The organism is Frankia casuarinae (genome assembly GCF_000013345.1).
Taxonomy (GTDB): domain Bacteria; phylum Actinomycetota; class Actinomycetes; order Frankiales; family Frankiaceae; genus Frankia; species Frankia casuarinae.
In genome coordinates this window covers 4501423-4518556 of the sequence record NC_007777.1, presented here as the reverse complement: position 1 = coordinate 4518556, position 17134 = coordinate 4501423, and the positions used below count along the sequence as shown (strand labels likewise).

Here is a 17134-nt window from a genome sequence, read left to right as displayed (position 1 = left end):
GATGCGAGGTAAGTCACACACTCAAGGCGGAAGTCTGACAGATTCCAGGCTCGACCACGCCGTGTCCTTCCCTGTTCGCGCGGATAGATGCGCACCGGATTCGCCGTCCACCGCCGCCGACCCCGGGCAGGTCCCGGGTGATGGAGCGCCCACAGCTGTGGACGGCGGACGGCTGCTGGTGGTTCCCGGCACGGCGGAGTCGACGGTGCTCTTCCTGCACGGAGCCGGGACTGGCACGGACACGCCGCTTTTCGTCCAACTTGCGGCATATCTCACCTCTGTCGGGGTGCAGGTGGCGCGGCTGGAGATGCCGTACCGCGTCGCCGGGCGGCGGGCGCCGGACCGGCCGGCCCGGCTCGACGCGGTCGCGATCGCCGCGGTCGAGGCGCTGGGCCCGCCGCGCCCGTTGGCCTTCGCCGGCGCCTCGATGGGATCGCGGGTGGCTATGCGGGTCGCGGCCGGGCTCGAGGCGTGCGGCGTGCTCGCCCTCGGCTTCCCGCTCCAGCCACCGGGAACCACGCCGGCAGGCAAAACCAGGCCGTCGCGGCAGGACGAACTCGACGGCGCGGGCGTCCCGGTGCTCGTCGTCCAGGGTGAGCGGGACTCCTTCGGGCGACCGCGGCCCGATCCGGAACTCGGCCGCGAGATCCATCTCGTCGCGGGAGCCGACCACTCCTTCCAGACCCGCCGACGGGATGCGCGTCCGCCCGGCGAGGGCGTGGCCGAAGCGGCCCGGGTCGGCGCATTCTGGCTGCGGGGCCGGCTGCGGGAATCATCCGCGGGCTGATCCGGTTGTGTGGGCAGTCAGCCGACAGCTAACCGGCAGCCAGATGACGTCACGGAGGCTTCATGACTCCTGGGAGCAGCACCGGCCGGCGGCGGTCCGCGCAGGCGCGGACCGCCGCCGGCCGGCCTTTGCCGAGCGTTGCGCCGATGCGCGCTCCGGCTTTGGCCGGGGTATCGTCCGCTCTGGAAGGACGGTCGCGTGTCGCCCGGTCAGGTGTGGTGGACGCGGGGTGGGCCGCCGGGGAGCATGACGGTGAGGAAGTGATCCTGGTCGACGAGACCACCGAGGAGCGAGGCGCCCGTTTCGAGCAGGACGCCCTTCCCTACCTCGACCAGCTGTATGCGGCAGCCCTGCGCATGACCCGTAATCCCGCCGACGCGGAGGATCTCGTGCAGGAGACCTTCGTCAAGGCGTTCGCGGCCTTCCACCAGTTTCAGGCGGGCACGAATCTCAAGGCCTGGCTCTACCGGATTCTGACGAACACGTTCATCAACACGTACCGCAAGCGGCAGCGCCAGCCGTTGCAGAGCCCCACCGAGCAGGTGGAGGACTGGCAGCTCGCCGAGGCGGGGTCGCATACGTCCAGTGGGCTCAAGAGCGCGGAGACCGAGGCGTTGGAACACCTGCCGGACAGTGACATCAAGGACGCCCTGCAGGCCCTGCCCGAGGACTTCCGCATGGCGGTGTACCTCGCCGACGTCGAGGGCTTCGCCTACAAGGAGATCGCGGAGATCATGGGTACGCCGATTGGGACCGTGATGTCCCGGTTGCACCGCGGTCGCCGGGGTCTGCGGAAGTCCCTGGAGAAGTACGCCTTGGACCGTGGGCTCGTGGCGGCCGGTTCCGCCGACGGCGAGGGCGGTGCGTCGTGAGCTGCGGCGGTCCACACGAGATCGATTGCCGGAAAGTGCTCGACGCGGTTTTTCTGTATCTCGACGGTGAGTGTGAGGGCGGGCAGCAGAATCTGATTCGGGCCCACCTTGACGAATGCTCCCCCTGCCTGCGCGAGTTCGGGGTGGAGCACGAGGTGAAGATGCTCGTCGCCCGTAAGTGCGGCGGGGAGCGGGCGCCCGAGTCGCTGCGGGCGAGCCTGCTCGCCCGGCTGCGGGCCGCCCGGGTGGAGATCGACGCCGCCGAGTACCGGCCGGAGTAGCTGGGGCCGGACGGAGTAGCTGGGGCCGGCCGGAGTAGCTGGGGCCGGACGGAGTATCGGGCAGCCCGGGGGCGGGCCGTGGCTGCCACGGCCCGCCGGGTGGCTCAGGTGTTCGGGCGCTTGCCGTGGTTGGCCTTGTTCTTCGCCCGTGCGCGCCGCTTGCGCTTCTTCTTCGCCATCAGGAATCTCCCTCCGTTCTGCTTCGACGTGCAGTCATCGTGCCAGTCCGCACCGACGGGAGGTGACCGGCGGGTCCGTCGAGGCCGTCGTCCTCGTCGGCGCCGCCGAACCCATCCGGTGAGCCATCGCCGAGGTTCCCCTGGGCCGGAGACTGTACCGCCCTGGCGTGGCGGCGGGCCTGCAACGTGCGCCACGCCCGCACGGGGGCCAGCGTTCCGAACAGTCCCAGCGCCGCGGCGATCGCCACGTCGCCGACGCTGACGACCGCGGGCGTCCAGGGCAGGGGCAGCGGGATGATGTCACTGAGCAGGCGCAGGACCGTACCATCCCCGGCCGGCGTGTGAAATGCCGAGGTCAAGATGTCGGAAATCGGTACACCGGCGTGGTCGGCCCCCCACCGCGACACCGGCATCTGGCCGCCGTTCGCGGTGATGACGGCGGCGTTGGAGATGAGACCGGTGACCAGGAGACCGAGTCCGGGCAGGCGGTTGTTCGCGCTGGCGAACAGGGCTGTGACCACGGCGGCCGCGATCCACGCCGGGCTGTGCAGGGCGGGCACGAGTCGGCCGATCGCGAGCACCAGGACCGCCGCGGCGAGCAGCCATGGTCGGGAGACATCGATGCGGGCGAGGGCGCCGAGAGTTCCGCCGCGGGCGAGGCCGACGCCCAGACCGCATAGCAGGGTCAGCACCAGAAGTACGAGCACATGCGTAGTGTGCGGTGTTATGAGCGACAGTCCCAGCACCGGGCGGTCGCGTCGCCCCAGCGTGCCGGCCCGGATACATCCGGGGCCCAGGGACGTTGGTCGGACAGCCTCGGCGCACTACGCTCTTGCCAGATTCACCGCCGCTGAAGGGAGCCTGATGGCCGAGGAAGTCCGCGCTGAGATGGTGGCCAACGTCTGGAAGGTCGTCGTCGGTGTGGGAGACCCGGTGAGCGCCGGTGACGCCCTGGTGATCCTCGACTCGATGAAGATGGAGATCCCCGTGATCAGCGAGGACGGCGGGACGGTCGCCCGGATCGCGGTGCAGGAGGGCGACGTCGTCCAGGACGGTGACCTGATCGCCGTGGTCGAGCCGCTCCCCGCCGCCTGATCGTCCTTGTTCGGCGGGGTAGCGGCTGAGAGATCCGATGCCTCGGGCGATGTCCTAAGCTGCCCATTATGGACGCCGCGTTTTGTGACCGTTGCGGTCAGTTGGCCAGTGTGGGCAGCCACGAGGCCTGCCGGCGGGCCCGCGATCTGGAGCCACCCCGCTACTGTCGAGCCTGCCGGCGGCGGATGGTCGTCCAGGTCACCCCGGTGGGTTGGTCGGCCCGGTGCGCGGAGCATGGGCTGCTCTCGGTCTGAGCTCGCCGACCCCGCCGGGCGTGGGCGAGGAGGAGGGTGACGTCGTCGTCGTAGCCGTCGTTGCCGTCGTTGCGGTTGAGGAGGGTCAGTAGCCGGTCCGCGGTGGTGGGCAGGTCGGCTGTTTCGGTGAGGATGCGCAGCAGGCGTCGGCAGCCCTCGCCGATGTCGACGGTGGGGGATTCGACGAGGCCGTCGGTGTAGAGGGCGAGGGTGGAGCCGGGGGGGAAGCGGTGGCGGGTTTCGGTGAAGGTCTGTTCGGTGACGCCGAGGATGATCCCGTGGGGGTCGTCGAGGAGGTCGGCGGTGCCGTCGGGGTGGCGCAGGGCGGGGGGGAGGTGGCCGCCGTTGGCCACGGTCAGGGTGCTGGTGGCCGGGTCCTGGATGACGTAGGCGACGCTGGCGATGGTGTCGATGCTGCGGGTGACGGCGTCGAGTTCGGTCAGCAGGGCGGCGGGGGGCAGGTCGAGGCGGGCGAGGGTGCGGGCGGCGGTGCGTAGCTGGCCCATGGCGGCGGCGGCGTTCAGGCCGCGGCCCATGACGTCGCCGATGACCAGCGCGACCCGTCCGGCCGGCAGGGGGATGACGTCGAACCAGTCGCCGCCGACCTCGGTGCCGCTGGTGCCGGGCTGGTAGCGCCAGGCCAGGTCGAGGTCGTCCAGGGTGGGGATGTCGCGGGGCAGCAGGGCGCGTTGCAGGGTCAGGGCGGCGGTCCGCTGGTGGTCGAAGGCGTGGGCGTTCGCGATCGCGGTTGCGATCCGGCTGCCCAGTTCGGTGGCGGTCTGGGTGTCCTGCTCGCGGTAGGGGCGGGCCGCGGTGACGGCGAACCCGACGGTTCCCAGGCAGTGCGGGCCGACCAGCAGCGGGACGATGATCGCGGATCGAAGGTGGGAATGCCGGAACAGGGCGGCCACGCTGCTCGCGGGTGCGTCGGGTGCGTCGGGTGCGTCGGGTGCGTCGGGTGCGTCGGGTGCGTCGGGTGCGTCGGGTGCGTCGGGTGCGTCGGGTGCGTCGGGTGCGTCGGGGAGCCGTTCGTCCAGGTCGAGGCGGACCGGTTGGCGGGTGAGGAATACCCGTCCGACCTGGCGTCCGGTCAGGTTGCTTCTTGTGTCTGGTGGGGGGAGGGGCAGGTCGGGGGATGGTCGGGGCAGGTCGGGGGAGTGTGCCCACACGGCTCGGCGAAGCAGCGGCGGGTCGGGTTCGGCCCCCGGGGGGCAGGGCTCGTCGGCGAGGTACAGCTCGCAGGCGTCGGCGAATTCCGGGACGACCAGCGTGACCATCTCCCGCAAGGTGGCCGACAGGTCCAGCGACGCGCCGAGCAGCCCGCTCGCCCGGCTCAGCAGCCGCAACCGCCGCAGTACCAGGTCACGTTCGGCCTGCGCGCGACGCTCGTCGGTCACGTCCACCGCCGTCACGCCGACCGCGATTCTGGCCCCGGTCGAGTCATGCAGGGGATAGTAGGAGGCCCGCCAGATGCGCGGATTCGACGGGTCCGCCGGGGTCGCTCCGATGATCTCCTCGTCGAGGATCGCCTCACCGGTCGCCAACACCCGGCGGAGCCGCTCCCAGCCGAGAGGGTCTATGCCCGGGAGCACCTCCGGGCCATACCCACCGATCATCTCCTCGGCGGACAGGCCGGAGGCCCTGGCAGCCGCCTGGTTCACCGCCCGGTAGCGCAGGCCGCGGTCGAAGACCGCGAATATGATCGGCGCCGTGTCGAACACCCGCAGACACAGCAGCGCCTCTTCCCACCGGGCGAGTGCCGGCGGGTCCGGCAGGCCGGGCCGAGGCCCGCAGATGTCGCTGCGTACCTGACCATCGGGCTGCGGCGTCGGGTTCATCTCGGGACCAGTCCTGCCGGGGCCGGAGCCGCCGGTCACCGTCGGAGACTCGGGCGGGTAGAGACGCATCCAAGTGTGAAGCAGGTCCACCTCCTGCGCGAACGGGAGCATCAGCACCGGGCACGAACCAGCCGGGCACGAACCAGCGTCAAAACGGCTTAGAGAGTGGCCTGCAGGGACTTGATCGGCATGCTCAGCTCGGCCAGCATCTTCAGGTCGGCCTCCGCGGAGCGGCCCAGCGTCGTCAGATAGTTTCCGACGATCATGGCGTTGATGCCACCGAGCATCCCCTGCACGTCGAGATCGCCCAGGGTGATCTCGCGTCCGCCGGAGTAGCGCAGGATCGTGCGCGGCATGGCGAGGCGGAACGCCGCGATCGCGCGCAGCGCGTCACGCGGCTCGACCAGCGGAAGATCCCCGAAGGGCGTTCCCGGCCGCGGGTTGAGGAAGTTCAGCGGAACCTCGTCGGGCTCCAGGGCCGCAAGCTGGGTGGCGAGCTCGGCACGCTGCTCGAGGCTCTCGCCGACGCCCAGAATGGCGCCGCAGCACAGCTCCATCCCCGCGGCCCGCACCATCTCACAGGTCTCCCACCGCTCCTCCCAACTGTGGGTGGTGACCACGTTCGGGAAGTGCGAGCGGGCCGTCTCCAGATTGTGGTTGTAACGGTGCACACCCATCGCCGTGAGTTCGTCGACCTGCTCGGAGGTCAGCATGCCCAGCGAGCAGGCGACGTTGATGTCGACCGCCGCACGGATGGCGGCGACCCCCTCCCGCACCTGCGCCATGAGCCGGGCGTCCGGGCCCCGCACGGCCGCGACGATGCAGAACTCGGTGGCGCCTGTCGCCGCGGTCTGCCGGGCGGCGTCGACGAGCGAGGGCACGTCCAGCCAGGCGGACCGCACCGGCGAGTCGAACTTGCCGGACTGCGAGCAGAAGTGACAATCTTCCGGGCATCCGCCGGTCTTGAGGCTGACGATCCCCTCCACCTCGACCTCCGGACCACACCAGCGCATCCGCACCTCGTGGGCCAGGGCGAGCAGATCGGTCAGCGTCTCGTCCGGGAGCCGGAGCACGGCGAGCACGCCGGCCTCGTCCAGCCCCCGTCCGCCATCGAGGACCTCGCGCCGTGCCACGGTGAGGATGTCGGCACCGTCCTGGTCCGCCGGCGGCCGCTGCGACGCAGGTGCAGGTGCGGTGGGGTGCGCGGTCACGGACGTGGTCACGGATGCAGTCACAGGGGTCTCCAGACAAGGGTCGACGGGTGCGGTGGGTGCGTGGGTGCGTGGGTGCGGTGGGCATCGTGGTCGGGACTGATGCGCATGCACCCAGGTGCATGCGCATCCATTGTCGAACCGGCGCGCGGATGTGGGGCCGGATTCCCGAACACCATCGAGCCCCGAAGACTATCGAGCATGGTGGTTACGTCTCGTAGCGAGCTCTGAACTCCTGGGCACGGAACGTGCCGCCAAGTGCCGGTTGCAGCGAGGCACGCGCCACGGCCAGGAACTCGAGCCGGGCCAGCAGGCCGGCTCCCGCCGGAAGGACGCCGGCCAGCGGCCGGGCGGCCAGGCTTTCCAGGTCGATGAGGTTGCACCGGCAGGCCAGATCCGGTTCGGCCGGCCAGGACCCGACCACCACGCCGGCGAGGTCCAGGCCGCGGTGCGCCAGCGCCTCCAGGGTCAGCGCCGTGTCGTTCAGAGCGCCCAGGCCCGCGGCGGTCACGACGAGCACCGGCGCCCGCAGCACCCGGGCGAGGTCGGCGAGGGTGGCGCCGCCCGCGTCGTAGCGGACCAGCAGGCCGCCGGCGCCCTCGACGAGGACGAGATCGCGGCTGTCGGCGAGGGTGCCGATCCGGGCGGCGAGCTCGTCGAGGTCGACGGCCCGGTGCCCGGACCTGCGGGCGGCGGTGGCCGGAGCGAGCGGGTCGGGGTAGCGGGCCAGCTCGTGGACGTCGGTGATCCCGGTCAGATCGCGGACGAGGTCGACGTCACCCAACTCGCCGGGGCCGACACCGGTCTGGGCCGGTTTCACCACCGCGACCGCGTGGTGTCGGTCGTGCGCGAGCGCGCCGATCGCGGCCGTCACCACCGTCTTGCCGACCCCGGTGCCGGTCCCGGTCACCACCAGGGCTGTCATCGGGCCAGGGCTGTCATCGGGCCAGGGCTGTCATCGGGCCAGGACCCCGGCGGCGGCCAGCGCGTTGGTGACGATCGCGAGGTCGGCATCGGTGAGATCGGCCCGGGCGGCGAGGCGCAGCCGGCTGGTCCCGACCGGCACCGTCGGTGGCCGGAAGCAGCCGACGGCCACCCCGTGCCCGCGGCAGGTCGTCGCGGCCGCGATCGCGGGTTCGGGATCCCCAATGATCACTGAAACGACGGCCCCGGCGGGATCCGGCGCGCCGGTCAGGCCGGCGAGCTGACGGGCCCGGCGCCGGACGGTGCCGGGCAGCTCCGGGTGGGCCCCCAGAAACTCCAGGGCGGCCAGCGCGCTGCCCACGTTCGCCGGGGCGAGGCCGGTATCGAAGATGAAGCTGCGGGCGGTGTCGATGAGGTGATCGCGCACGGCCGCCTCGCCCAGCACCGCGCCGCCCTGGCCGCCCAGCGCCTTGGACAGGGTGGCCGTCGCCACCACGTCCGGCTCCCCGGCAAGGCCCGTGGCGGCGAGTGCCCCCCGACCGGCGGGCCCGACCACCCCGAGCGCATGGGCCTCGTCAACGACCAGGACCGCTCCGTGGGCCCGGGCGGCCTCGTGCAGTTCGGTCAGCGGGGCGAGATCGCCGTCCGCGGAGAACACCGACTCGGTCACGACGAGTGCCCGTCGCCAGGGGCGTCCGGCGAGGGCCGCCGCGACCGCGGCCACATCGGCATGCGGTGTCACGACGACGTCCGCCCGGGACAGCCGGCAGGCGTCCACGATCGAGGCGTGGTTCAGCGCGTCCGAGACGACCAGGTCGCCGGGGCCGGCCAGGGCGGTGACCACCGCGAGGTTCGCCGTGTAGCCGGAGGAGAAGACCAGGGCCGAGGCGAATCCGGCGTGCGCGGCGAGCGCGTTCTCCAGCTCCCCGTGCAACGTGGTCGTCCCGGTCATGAGCCGACTCCCGGTGGCCCCGGCACCCCAGGCGCGCAGGGCGCGGATCCCGCCGCCGACGACCGCCGGATGACGGCCGAGCCCGAGGTAGTCGTTGCCCGCGAGATCGACGAGCACGCTTGCGCCCGGTTTATCCGGGCCGCCCCGCGGGCGTAGCTCGCGGCGCAGCCCGGCGGCGGCCCGGGCCCGGGCGTGGTCCGTGAGCCAGGCGAGCGGCGCGGCAGCCTCGACGTCATCGACGGTCACGACGGCCAGCGTACGGGTATCGGCCACTGTGATGGGGTGCCCGCCACCTCACGAACCCGGCCGGTCTGGCAGTCTGCGAGCCGTGGGAACCCTCGCCGACATGCTGCGCGCGAGCACGGATCTCAGCGACGACGGCATCGACCACCTGCACGCGCTCGTCGCGGACTGGGCTCTGCTCGCCGACCTCTCCTTCGCTGATCTGTTGCTGCTCGTGCCTGTCCGCTCCGGCTCGGGGGCCAGCCGGGGCGGCCACGCCAGCGGAGCCGAATTCCTCGTCGTGGCCCAGGTCCGTCCCACCACCGGTCCGACCGCGTACCACAACGACGAGGTCGGCAGCGTCGTGATCAATCGCTGGGTGGTCCAGAACGCCTGGCGGGAACACCGGATCGCGCGGGAGGGCGAGCCCGAGTGGGACGGTGGGGTCCCGGTGCGGACGGAGGCGATCCCGGTCCGGCGGGGTGACGAGGTGATCGCCGTCCTTGCCCGGGACACCAACCTCGCGACCACCCGGACGCCGAGCGCGCTGGAGTCGGCTTATCTGCAGGGTGCCAACAACCTGGCCCTGATGATCGCCGAGGGCGCCTTTCCGTTCCGCGGCAGCTCGGCGGAGCTTCCCGAGTCCCCCCGGGTGGGCGACGGCATGATGCGGCTCGACGGCGCCGGGAAGGTGATCTTCGCGAGTCCGAACGCGCTCTCGGCGTACCGCCGGCTTGGCTACACCGGCAATGTCACGGGCGAGGACCTCCGCTCCGTGCACCGGGCGCTGAACCTGTCCGCCACGACCCCGGCGGTCTGGCACGCGCTCGGCCGGCGCCGGCCGGTGGAGGTGGAAGCCGCGGTCGGGAGCACGGTGGTACTTCTGCGGGCGATCCCGCTCTTCCCCGGGGCGACCCGGGAGGTGCTGGTGCTCGTCCGGGACGTCTCCGAACTGCGTCGCCGCGAGGCGCTGCTGCTGAGTAAGGACGCGACGATCCGTGAGATTCATCACAGGGTCAAGAACAATCTACAGACCGTAGCAGCCCTGCTGCGGTTGCAGATGCGGCGGACGAAGGTCGACGAGGCGCGCTCGGCGCTGCGGGAGTCGGTGCGCCGGGTCACCTCGATCGCGGTCGTGCACGAGACGCTGTCCCAGAGTTTGGGGGAGAGCGTGCCGTTCGACGAGATCGCCGACCAGATCACCTCGGTCACGGTGGATCTGGCCTCCACCGGGGCCCGGGCGAACACCCGCCGGACCGGGTCGTTCGGGCGGCTTCCCGGCGAACTCGCCACCCCGTTGGCTCTTGTGCTTTCCGAACTTCTGCAGAATGCTGTAGAACATGCGTTCGACGGTTCGGCGGGTTCCATCGAGATCCGGGTCAGCCGCCTGGCGGACCGGCTTGACGTGGTCGTGGCCGACGACGGTGCCGGGCTGCCCGAGGACTTCCAGCTCGAGCACTCGCCAAGGCTGGGGCTGCAGATCGTCCGCCAGCTGGTGCTGGGCGAGATGCACGGCACCATCCGGCTCCAGGCCGGTCCAGAGCACGGGACGGAGGCGCTCCTGTCGATCCCACTTTCTGAAAGTTGAGTGTTTAGGGTGCCCGGGAGGGGGTATCCCCCAGGATGTGTCCCTCGTCCATGGCCGTCGTGCCGATGTGGCGTGCTCGTGGGGGGCCGGATCGGGACCGTCCCGGGCGGTGGTTCGCCTGAGCGGGCCCGATCGCCGGAAGGTGTGGTCGGGGGCGGAAAACATTACGGCCGCCCCGTCCGCGTCGCGCCGCATTGCTGCGGCGGACGCGCGGACAGAACGGCCGATGCTGCTGCCAGCCACCCCTGTGCCGCGGTACGGGTTGTGGCATGACCTCATGCGGCGACCACTGCGGTCCGCCGGTGGATCCGGTGGTGCCGGTTCCGGCGGGCAGGGTCTGCCGCGAGCGGGTGTTGTTGTTCGGACCCGGGACGTGGTGCCGGTTCCTCGGGTGCTGTCGGCCCGCCGTCGGGGACGGTCCTGCGGTCAGGCGGTTCGAACCCGGAGTCGGACCTGGCGCTTGAGCGCCCGGCGTTCGTCCTCGCTCATCCCGCCCCAGACACCGGAGTCCTGCCCGGTGTCCAGTGCCCAGTTGAGGCAGTCACTCGTGACTGCGCACCGCGCGCAAACGGCCTTTGCCTCTTCGACCTGGCGTTCCGCCGGACCGGTTGTACCGATCGGGAAGAAGAGCTCGGGATCCTCGTCACGGCAGAGCGCTCTGTGGCGCCAGTCCATGCGTACAACTCCCTCTCTCGTCTCGGGCCACACTGCACATGAGACGCTTTGTGAGCCGCTACGGTTGTGCCGAGGTGAAAAATAAATTGAGCAGGATGTCTGCTCGGCCTCGACGGCGGCCGTAGAGCGGGTTGCCGGGTGTCGGTAAGCCCGGGTGCACGTGCATCCACCTCGGACATTCGCCACCCTCCCACCCGAACAGGCAGCGGCGCAAGAACCTGCAAGCCTCTTCACAGCCTGGCTGGCCTGCACTTGTCCGGCAAGGACACAGACGGACCACGGGGGGCGACCGTCTCCCTGGATGGCCGAAGTGCCACGGGAGTCCCGATTGCCAGGGGATGTTACGCTCCGTTGCATCGATCGTCACCGGTGCGGCCGGTGGGCGGCCCGGATCCTCGGCGATCAAGCCGCCGGTGTCATGCCAGTCGGTCATGGATCCGTTCTGTGGTGCCTGAGGGCTGCCTGAGGGCTGCTCCGGCGCCGGTGCGCGCCGTCATCCCGGCCCGATCTGACCCGCTCGCGTCGCCGGAGATGGCAGGGTTGGGGCATGGAGGTTCTCGGTCATCGTGGCAGCAGGGTTCCCGGCCCGGAGAACACGGTCGAGGCGGTGGATGCCGCGTTGCGGGTGGGCGCCGACGGTGTCGAGGTCGACGTGCGGCGCAGCGCGGACGGCGACCTGGTCTGCGTGCACGACGCGCGGCTGTCCCGTCCCGCCGGCCGGGCCGTGGTCCGGCAGACCACGGTGGCGCTGCGGGCCCGGGGCATCCCTCTGCTCGATGAGATCCTCGACGTGTGGGATGGCCGCGGTCGGCTCATCTGTGAGATCAAGAACCAGCCCGGGCAGCCGGACTTCGACGCCCCCCGGGAGCAGACCGCGCGCCGGCTCGCCGAGACGCTGCGTGCCCGGGGATGGACCGGCCGCCGGCCGGACGCCGCCGACCTTGACGCCGGTGCCGGCGGCATCACGGTGTCGTCGTTCGACTGGTTTGCCATCGAGGCGGTGCGTGACGCCGACCTCGCGGTCACGACGGCGTTCCTCACCATGCCCCGGATGTCGGTGAGCGGCGGCCTCGCCTACGCACGGTCGGCGGGCCACACCGAACTGCATGTGCACACCAGCGCGGTGCTCGGCACCTCCGACGCGGCGGGACGGGCGCGCGAAGCCGGCATCCGGTTGATCACCTGGACGGTGACCAGTCTCGAGGACGCCCGGCGGATCCGCGACGCGGGCGTCACCGGGGCGATCTGCGACGACCCCATGGAGATCCACCAGGCGCTGTCCCGGCCGGACGGGACCCCCACCACGGCGCTCGACGCCTGAGCGGACACTCTCCTGGGCGGGCAGCCGTCAGGCGACGACGCGCAGCGCGTGCGGCTGGTGGGTCAGCAGCACCTCGGAGAACATCCCGAGATACTCGCCGTCCATCTGCACCGGCAGGGGCGTATCCGTGGAGAAGCGGATACGCGACGTGTTGTGGCGGCGCACCACGTTGCGACCGCGCGGACCCTCGCCGTCGGTGAGTATCCGCGAGGCGGCCCGCAGCACGCTGGGCAACCGTACCCGCCGCAGCGCGAGGAGGTCCAGACCGGTGTCGAAGGACGCGTCCGGGCAGGCGAGGACGGGACGGGAGTTGAGGTAGGTCCACGGGCGGGTGTTGCAGACGATGCAGAAGGCGATGTGCTCCTCGGCCCGCCCGCCCGCCGGGTCGGTGGTCCCGGGGGCGGGGGCCGAGCCGGCGTCGGCGGTCGTCAGGGTGATGGGCGAACCGCGGCGGTCGGTGCCGTGGAGGATCTGACCCGCCGCGGTCCGCAGGAACAGGCCGGCGGTGTTGCGCCTGCCCTTGCCACGCTTCTCCTCGACCCGCGCGACGACCCGGGCATCCAGGCCGATACCGAAACAGAACGTGAACCAGCGCCGTTCGTCGCCGTACTGAGCCCGGCCGAGGCTGATCCGCCGGGTGCGGCCCTCGCGGAGCGCGCTCAGCAGCTCGCCGGTCGCCTCCACCGGTGACGCGGAGTAGCCTAGCGCGCGAGCGAAGACGTTGGTGCTGCCACCCGGGACCACGGCGAACGCTGGGCCGCCCGGTACCGGACCGTTCTGGAGCAGTCCGTTGATGATCTCGTTGACGGTACCGTCCCCACCGAGCGCAAGCACCACGTCGACGCCGAGTTCGGCCGCTCTGGCCCCCAGCTCCACCCCGTGCCCCCGCCCCTTGGTGACCACAGTCTCCAGAGCGAGGTCCGCGGCGAGCGCGCTGGCGAGGACGTCACGAACACGTTCGGTCGTAGCAGTGGCGACGGGGTTGACGACCAACAGCCCTCGCATGCCTCCACCGTAGTCCGCCCGGTCATCCGGGTCGCCGGCTGGGAAAACTCTCACACCGGTGGAATCCGGCGGGCACCTCGCGAAGTGCGACGGGTGATGGCGCGGTGGACACCGTCCGGAGGGTCCCCGGGGGCACCGGTCGACGGCCCCGGGAACGCCGACGGCCCCGGGAACGTAGTGTCAGGGATATGGGATCCACGAGTCATCCCGATCAGCCGGCGGCCGGCCGCTTCGGCACGCTGCGGCAGGCTGCTCGCGCGGCGTCCGTGCCCACTCGGGTGGCGTCCGTCCTGCTCGCCATCGAGGCGCTGACCCTGCTGGCCCTCGGAATCCTGCAGGTGCTGCGCGGCTTCGGGCCGGACATCGACGACGTGGGTCGTGCCGAGAGCGGTGGGGTGCTCGCCATCGTCGGCGGGCTCGGTGTGGCGGTCCTCGCGGGGGGCGTGCTGCGCAACGGCGCATCCTTCCGCTCGCCCACCTTGGTCGTGCAGATCCTGTGCCTGCCGGTGGCGTGGGGGCTGGTGCAGTCCGGCCGCTACGGCTACGGCATCCCGCTGCTCGTCGTGCCCCTTGTCATCGTCGTCGCGTTGCTGCTGGCCGGTGGGCTCGGGCCGGTGGTCCCGCCTCGGCGCGGCGGCGGGACCGGGTGACGAATCCGCTCAGCCGTCCTCGAGCAGGCCGCGCCGCAGCTGGGCCAGGGTCCGGGCCAGGAGCCGGGAAACGTGCATCTGGGAGATGCCGAGCTCGGTCGCGATCTGGGACTGGGTCATGTTGCCGAAGAACCGCAGCAGCAGGATGCGCTTCTCCCGCGCAGGGAGCTTCTCCAACAGCGGCTTGAGGGACTCGCGGTACTCGACGCCCTCCAGGGACTCGTCCTGGACGCCGAGGGTGTCCGCGACGGCGGGCGCCTCGTCGTCGCCGGAGTCCGGCGCGTCGAGGGAGACCGCCGAGTAGGCGTTCGCCGACTCCAGCCCCTCGAGGACGTCATCTTCGCTCATCTGCAGATGCCGGGCGATCTCGCTCACCGTGGGGGAGCGGCCCAGCGTCTGGGAGAGCTCGGAGGTCGCCTTCGTCAGGGAGAGTTTGAGCTCCTGAAGGCGGCGGGGGACCCGGATGGCCCAGCCCTTGTCCCGGAAGTGCCGCTTGATCTCACCGACAATGGTCGGGGTGGCGTAGGTCGAGAACTCCACCCCACGTTCCGGATCGAACCGGTCCACCGATTTGATCAATCCGATGGTGGCCACCTGGACGAGGTCGTCGAGCGGCTCGCCCCGGTTACGGAAGCGGCGGGCGAGGTACTCCACCAGCGGTAGGTGCATCCGGACGAGCTGATCGCGGACGGCGGAGCGTTCGGGATCGTCCTCGGGTAGCTCGGCGAGGCGGACGAACAGCGTGCGGGCCAGGGCCCGGTCGGGCGAGTGCGCGCGCTCGGGCCGATCGCTCTCCCCGTCGATCGCCGGACCGTCCACCGCCGGGTTCGGTGGCGCCTGGGTCGTCACCTCGGGGCCGAGATCGCTGTCGATCCCCGGCTGGTCGTCGAGCCCGGATCCCCGTTGGCTCAACGCCGCTACCGGGTCCACCGTGGACACCGGGTCGCGATCGGCTACGTTGCGATCGGCTACGTCGCGATCAGGTACCGTGCGCGGTGGGGTCGGCGTCCTCCCGGTCGACGTCACGACGTACCTACCGTGTCGCCCAGTGGAGTCTCTCTGGACGCGCCCGACCCTCGGACGTGGCCGGCCGGAGGCCCGCCGAGGTCGGCGCGCACGCCCCTGCGTTTCTGCAGGGCGATGCTCACCCGCGACCCTGGGCCCGTCGAGGTCTGCACGTCGCCCGCCAGCGCCTTGAGCACGGTCCAGGCGAAGGTGTCCTCGGAGGGCTGCTCGCCGTCCAGGCTCTCGACCGTCACCAGGACGTGCATCACCCCCGGCGAGAGGGTGAACGTGCAGTCCAGCGAGGAACCCGGCACGGCCGAGACGAGCAGCAGGGCGCACGCCTCGTCCACGGCGATCCGGAGATCCTCGATGTCGTCGAGAGTGAAGTCGAGGCGGGCCGCCAGCGAGGCCGTCGCCGTGCGCAGGACGGTGAGGTAGGCGCTCGCGGCGGGCAGGGTGAGCGCAACCACGTCGCGTAGGCCGCCCGAGTGGGCGGTTTGGCTGTCGATGGTGTCGGAGCTCTCCGCGCCGCCGGTCGAAGGCGTCGGATCCACGTTCCTACCCCCAAAGAGCCTGCGTCGCGCGAGGACGGCGCCTCGCGGGTGTCCTGCCGACCAAGGTCGATTAGATAATGATATTGCCGGCGGTTCCTCTCCCACCCGTCGACGGGTCGAGTATTCCGCTCCCGACCATGACGTCCCGCATGGGCGGACGGTTTCCGCTCCGTCGGCGGCCGGGCGGCGGCCACCGACTCCACCGTACCCAGCCGCCGCTGGGTACCGCAGGTCGGGTGATCGTAAGCTGTTGCATCCGGCCTGTCTGGCCGTCGTCGGCTTAGGCGGTCGTCGGCTTAGGCGGTCGTCGGCTTAGGCGGTCGTCGGCCGCGGCGCTGCCGGTCCCGACGCCGGCCAGGGTGGTGATGGCGTCGGCGTCCATGCGCCAGGTCGTCCAGCCCTCGATCGGCCCCGCGCCGAGGGAGCGGTAGAACGCCTGCGCCGGGGCGTTCCAGTCCAGTACGGCCCATTCCATGCGCCGGTAGCCGCGGTCGGCGCAGATCGTCGCGAGGGTGGTGAGCAGGGCCTGCCCGTAGCCACGGCGGCGGTGGTTCGGCCGGACGAACAGATCGACGAGGTACATCCCGGTCTGGCCGGTCCAGGTGGAGAAGGTCGGGTGCCAGAGCGCGAAGCCGACGACCTGTGGTGGGGCGGCGACCTGTGGTGGGGTGGGGTCGCCGGCAAGGTGGTCTGTGGTGGCCACCAGACAGTGCGCGGCTGGCACCGGTCCGAACAGGGCCGTGTCGAGATCGGCGGGCGTCATGGCGACGGCGGCCGGCTCCTTCTCGTACGCGGCGAGTTCGGTGACCAGGCGGTGGACGACCTCGACGTCTCCGGGGCCGGCCACCCGGATCACCGGATGTCCCCGGCGGCGCTCGCCGAGCGGAGCTCGGCGTACAGGGCCCGGCAGGCGCGATAGTCGGGCAGCAGGCCAGCCGCCTCCGCCTCCTTGAGCGACGGCGCCGCGGTGTCCTTGTCGGACAGCAACGGCGCGAGATCGTCGGGCCAGGGCAGCGCGAGATCGGGATCGAGTGGGTGGACCCCGTACTCGCGCCCGGGGGTATACGGAGTCGAGCACAGGTAGGAGATCGCGGCGTCGTCGGTGAGCGCCATGAAGGCATGCCCGAGACCCTCCGCGACGTACAGGCCCCGCCGGTCGACGTCGTCGAGGACGACCGCCGCGAACGTCCCGTAGGTCGGTGAGCCGACCCTGATGTCGACGACGCAGTCCAGCACCCGGCCGTGCACGCACGTCACGTACTTCGCCTGGCTGGGGGGGACCTGCGCGTAGTGCACCCCGCGCAGCGTGCCGGCCCGGCTCACGCTGTGGTTGGCCTGCGACAGGGTGAGCGGATGCCCCACCGCCTCGGCGAGAGCGTCCGAGCGGAACCACTCCAGGAAGGTCCCGCGGCTGTCGGAGTGCTGGCGCGGGGTGAACACCCAGGCGTCCGGAACCGATAGTTCGCTGATCTCCACGTGTGCGAAGGTACCGGTTCGGTCCCGCGTCTCCCAGGACGCCGGACCACGCGTCGGACCCGAGCCGGCCCCGGACTCCGGTCGTGACGGAGGGGCCGCGGCGAAGCAGGTGACAAATTCCACCCGTTTCTCCCGCTCCTTGGTGTCGGTTAACGAGGACATAGCGATGTCGTAACAACCGGACGCGGGCCATAGCGGAACCGAATTGAAGGCGATCCGGGCGCGTTGCACCTTCGCCCGCCAGG

The 17134-nt window shown here is 71.3% G+C and carries 19 protein-coding genes and 1 pseudogene; 8 read left to right on the top strand and 12 right to left on the bottom strand.

The window, feature by feature from the left end:
* Positions 1-157 precede the first annotated feature (157 nt).
* The 3 genes from FRANCCI3_RS19040 (at position 158) to rsrA (ending at position 1940) form a co-directional block, all read left to right on the top strand.
* Positions 158-787, top strand: a complete 630-nt coding sequence (locus FRANCCI3_RS19040) for an alpha/beta hydrolase family protein (RefSeq protein WP_308726831.1) — start codon at positions 158-160, stop codon at positions 785-787.
* A gap of 62 nt (positions 788-849) precedes the next feature.
* Positions 850-1659 (top strand): sigma-70 family RNA polymerase sigma factor, encoded by an 810-nt coding sequence (locus FRANCCI3_RS19035; RefSeq protein ID WP_011438143.1) that lies wholly within the window; start codon positions 850-852, stop codon positions 1657-1659.
* A complete protein-coding gene (rsrA, locus tag FRANCCI3_RS19030; protein WP_011438142.1) occupies positions 1656-1940 on the top strand; it encodes a mycothiol system anti-sigma-R factor in 285 nt (94 codons plus the stop codon). The genes FRANCCI3_RS19035 and rsrA overlap by 4 nt, the downstream gene beginning before the upstream one ends.
* Positions 1941-2044: 104 nt before the next feature.
* Here rsrA and FRANCCI3_RS29185 read toward each other — a convergent pair whose 3' ends face one another.
* Together FRANCCI3_RS29185 and FRANCCI3_RS19025 are read right to left on the bottom strand one after the other, a co-directional pair.
* Complete coding sequence (locus tag FRANCCI3_RS29185) at positions 2045-2119, bottom strand: 50S ribosomal protein bL37 (RefSeq protein WP_369807823.1); 75 nt, start codon at positions 2117-2119, stop codon at positions 2045-2047.
* Positions 2119-2826 carry a DUF5317 domain-containing protein gene (locus tag FRANCCI3_RS19025; protein WP_236701520.1) on the bottom strand — a complete coding sequence of 236 codons (708 nt, stop codon included), beginning with the start codon at positions 2824-2826 and terminating at the stop codon, positions 2119-2121. Before FRANCCI3_RS19025 ends, FRANCCI3_RS29185 begins: the two co-directional genes overlap by 1 nt.
* Positions 2827-2983: 157 nt before the next feature.
* Here FRANCCI3_RS19025 and FRANCCI3_RS19020 point away from each other — a divergent pair, with 157 nt between their 5' ends.
* Together FRANCCI3_RS19020 and FRANCCI3_RS29180 are read left to right on the top strand one after the other, a co-directional pair.
* Complete coding sequence (locus FRANCCI3_RS19020; protein WP_011438140.1) at positions 2984-3214, top strand: biotin/lipoyl-binding carrier protein; 231 nt, start codon at positions 2984-2986, stop codon at positions 3212-3214.
* A gap of 68 nt (positions 3215-3282) precedes the next feature.
* Positions 3283-3468, top strand: a complete 186-nt coding sequence (locus FRANCCI3_RS29180) for a hypothetical protein (protein ID WP_083503449.1) — start codon at positions 3283-3285, stop codon at positions 3466-3468.
* Positions 3469-3500: 32 nt separating this feature from the next.
* Here FRANCCI3_RS29180 and FRANCCI3_RS19015 read toward each other — a convergent pair.
* From FRANCCI3_RS19015 to FRANCCI3_RS19000, 4 genes and pseudogenes are all read right to left on the bottom strand, one after another.
* Positions 3501-5306, bottom strand: a pseudogene (locus FRANCCI3_RS19015) (SpoIIE family protein phosphatase); the annotation flags it as partial.
* A 158-nt stretch (positions 5307-5464) separates the two neighbouring features.
* Positions 5465-6541, bottom strand: coding sequence for a biotin synthase BioB (gene bioB / locus FRANCCI3_RS19010; RefSeq protein ID WP_011438138.1), 1077 nt, complete (start codon positions 6539-6541; stop codon positions 5465-5467).
* A gap of 184 nt (positions 6542-6725) precedes the next feature.
* A complete protein-coding gene (gene bioD, locus FRANCCI3_RS19005; RefSeq protein ID WP_011438137.1) occupies positions 6726-7442 on the bottom strand; it encodes a dethiobiotin synthase in 717 nt (238 codons plus the stop codon).
* 30 nt (positions 7443-7472) lie between these two features.
* Complete coding sequence (locus tag FRANCCI3_RS19000) at positions 7473-8639, bottom strand: 8-amino-7-oxononanoate synthase (protein ID WP_035729930.1); 1167 nt, start codon at positions 8637-8639, stop codon at positions 7473-7475.
* 100 nt (positions 8640-8739) lie between these two features.
* Here FRANCCI3_RS19000 and FRANCCI3_RS18995 point away from each other — a divergent pair, with 100 nt between their 5' ends.
* Positions 8740-10203 (top strand): sensor histidine kinase, encoded by a 1464-nt coding sequence (locus FRANCCI3_RS18995; RefSeq protein WP_173645812.1) that lies wholly within the window; start codon positions 8740-8742, stop codon positions 10201-10203.
* A gap of 426 nt (positions 10204-10629) precedes the next feature.
* Here FRANCCI3_RS18995 and FRANCCI3_RS18990 read toward each other — a convergent pair whose 3' ends face one another.
* A complete protein-coding gene (locus FRANCCI3_RS18990) occupies positions 10630-10878 on the bottom strand; it encodes a WhiB family transcriptional regulator (RefSeq protein WP_011438134.1) in 249 nt (82 codons plus the stop codon).
* Between the two features lie 547 nt (positions 10879-11425).
* On the opposite strand from FRANCCI3_RS18990, the gene FRANCCI3_RS18985 reads away from it, so the two are divergent.
* Complete coding sequence (locus FRANCCI3_RS18985) at positions 11426-12199, top strand: glycerophosphodiester phosphodiesterase (protein WP_011438133.1); 774 nt, start codon at positions 11426-11428, stop codon at positions 12197-12199.
* A 27-nt stretch (positions 12200-12226) separates the two neighbouring features.
* On the opposite strand, the gene FRANCCI3_RS18980 is transcribed toward FRANCCI3_RS18985, so the two are convergent.
* Positions 12227-13204, bottom strand: a complete 978-nt coding sequence (locus FRANCCI3_RS18980; RefSeq protein ID WP_011438132.1) for a diacylglycerol/lipid kinase family protein — start codon at positions 13202-13204, stop codon at positions 12227-12229.
* A gap of 188 nt (positions 13205-13392) precedes the next feature.
* Between FRANCCI3_RS18980 and FRANCCI3_RS18975 the strand changes: the two genes are divergently transcribed.
* Entirely contained in the window at positions 13393-13854 is a 462-nt protein-coding gene (locus tag FRANCCI3_RS18975) for a hypothetical protein (RefSeq protein ID WP_023841776.1), read from the top strand.
* 9 nt (positions 13855-13863) lie between these two features.
* Here FRANCCI3_RS18975 and FRANCCI3_RS18970 read toward each other — a convergent pair whose 3' ends face one another.
* The 4 genes from FRANCCI3_RS18970 to FRANCCI3_RS18955 all read right to left on the bottom strand — a co-directional run bounded on the left by FRANCCI3_RS18970 (position 13864) and on the right by FRANCCI3_RS18955 (position 16889).
* Entirely contained in the window at positions 13864-14880 is a 1017-nt protein-coding gene (locus FRANCCI3_RS18970) for a SigB/SigF/SigG family RNA polymerase sigma factor (RefSeq protein ID WP_011438130.1), read from the bottom strand.
* Positions 14877-15413, bottom strand: coding sequence for an anti-sigma factor (locus tag FRANCCI3_RS18965; RefSeq protein WP_011438129.1), 537 nt, complete (start codon positions 15411-15413; stop codon positions 14877-14879). Before FRANCCI3_RS18965 ends, FRANCCI3_RS18970 begins: the two co-directional genes overlap by 4 nt.
* A gap of 280 nt (positions 15414-15693) precedes the next feature.
* On the bottom strand, positions 15694-16269 hold the full coding sequence (locus FRANCCI3_RS18960; protein WP_011438128.1) for a GNAT family N-acetyltransferase: 576 nt from the start codon (positions 16267-16269) through the stop codon (positions 15694-15696).
* On the bottom strand, positions 16266-16889 hold the full coding sequence (locus tag FRANCCI3_RS18955) for a dTDP-4-dehydrorhamnose 3,5-epimerase family protein (RefSeq protein WP_011438127.1): 624 nt from the start codon (positions 16887-16889) through the stop codon (positions 16266-16268). Before FRANCCI3_RS18955 ends, FRANCCI3_RS18960 begins: the two co-directional genes overlap by 4 nt.
* Positions 16890-17134 lie beyond the last annotated feature (245 nt).

Coding starts and splice junctions, on each gene's coding strand:
- FRANCCI3_RS18975 (WP_023841776.1), top strand. CDS start 13,393: ATGGGATCCACGAGTCATCCCGATCAGCCGGCGGCCGGCCGCTTCGGC.
- FRANCCI3_RS18980 (WP_011438132.1), bottom strand. CDS start 13,204: ATGCGAGGGCTGTTGGTCGTCAACCCCGTCGCCACTGCTACGACCGAA.
- FRANCCI3_RS29180 (WP_083503449.1), top strand. CDS start 3,283: ATGGACGCCGCGTTTTGTGACCGTTGCGGTCAGTTGGCCAGTGTGGGC.
- FRANCCI3_RS18995 (WP_173645812.1), top strand. CDS start 8,740: ATGCTGCGCGCGAGCACGGATCTCAGCGACGACGGCATCGACCACCTG.
- FRANCCI3_RS18990 (WP_011438134.1), bottom strand. CDS start 10,878: ATGGACTGGCGCCACAGAGCGCTCTGCCGTGACGAGGATCCCGAGCTC.
- bioD (WP_011438137.1), bottom strand. CDS start 7,442: ATGACAGCCCTGGTGGTGACCGGGACCGGCACCGGGGTCGGCAAGACG.
- FRANCCI3_RS19020 (WP_011438140.1), top strand. CDS start 2,984: ATGGCCGAGGAAGTCCGCGCTGAGATGGTGGCCAACGTCTGGAAGGTC.
- FRANCCI3_RS18985 (WP_011438133.1), top strand. CDS start 11,426: ATGGAGGTTCTCGGTCATCGTGGCAGCAGGGTTCCCGGCCCGGAGAAC.
- FRANCCI3_RS19035 (WP_011438143.1), top strand. CDS start 850: ATGACTCCTGGGAGCAGCACCGGCCGGCGGCGGTCCGCGCAGGCGCGG.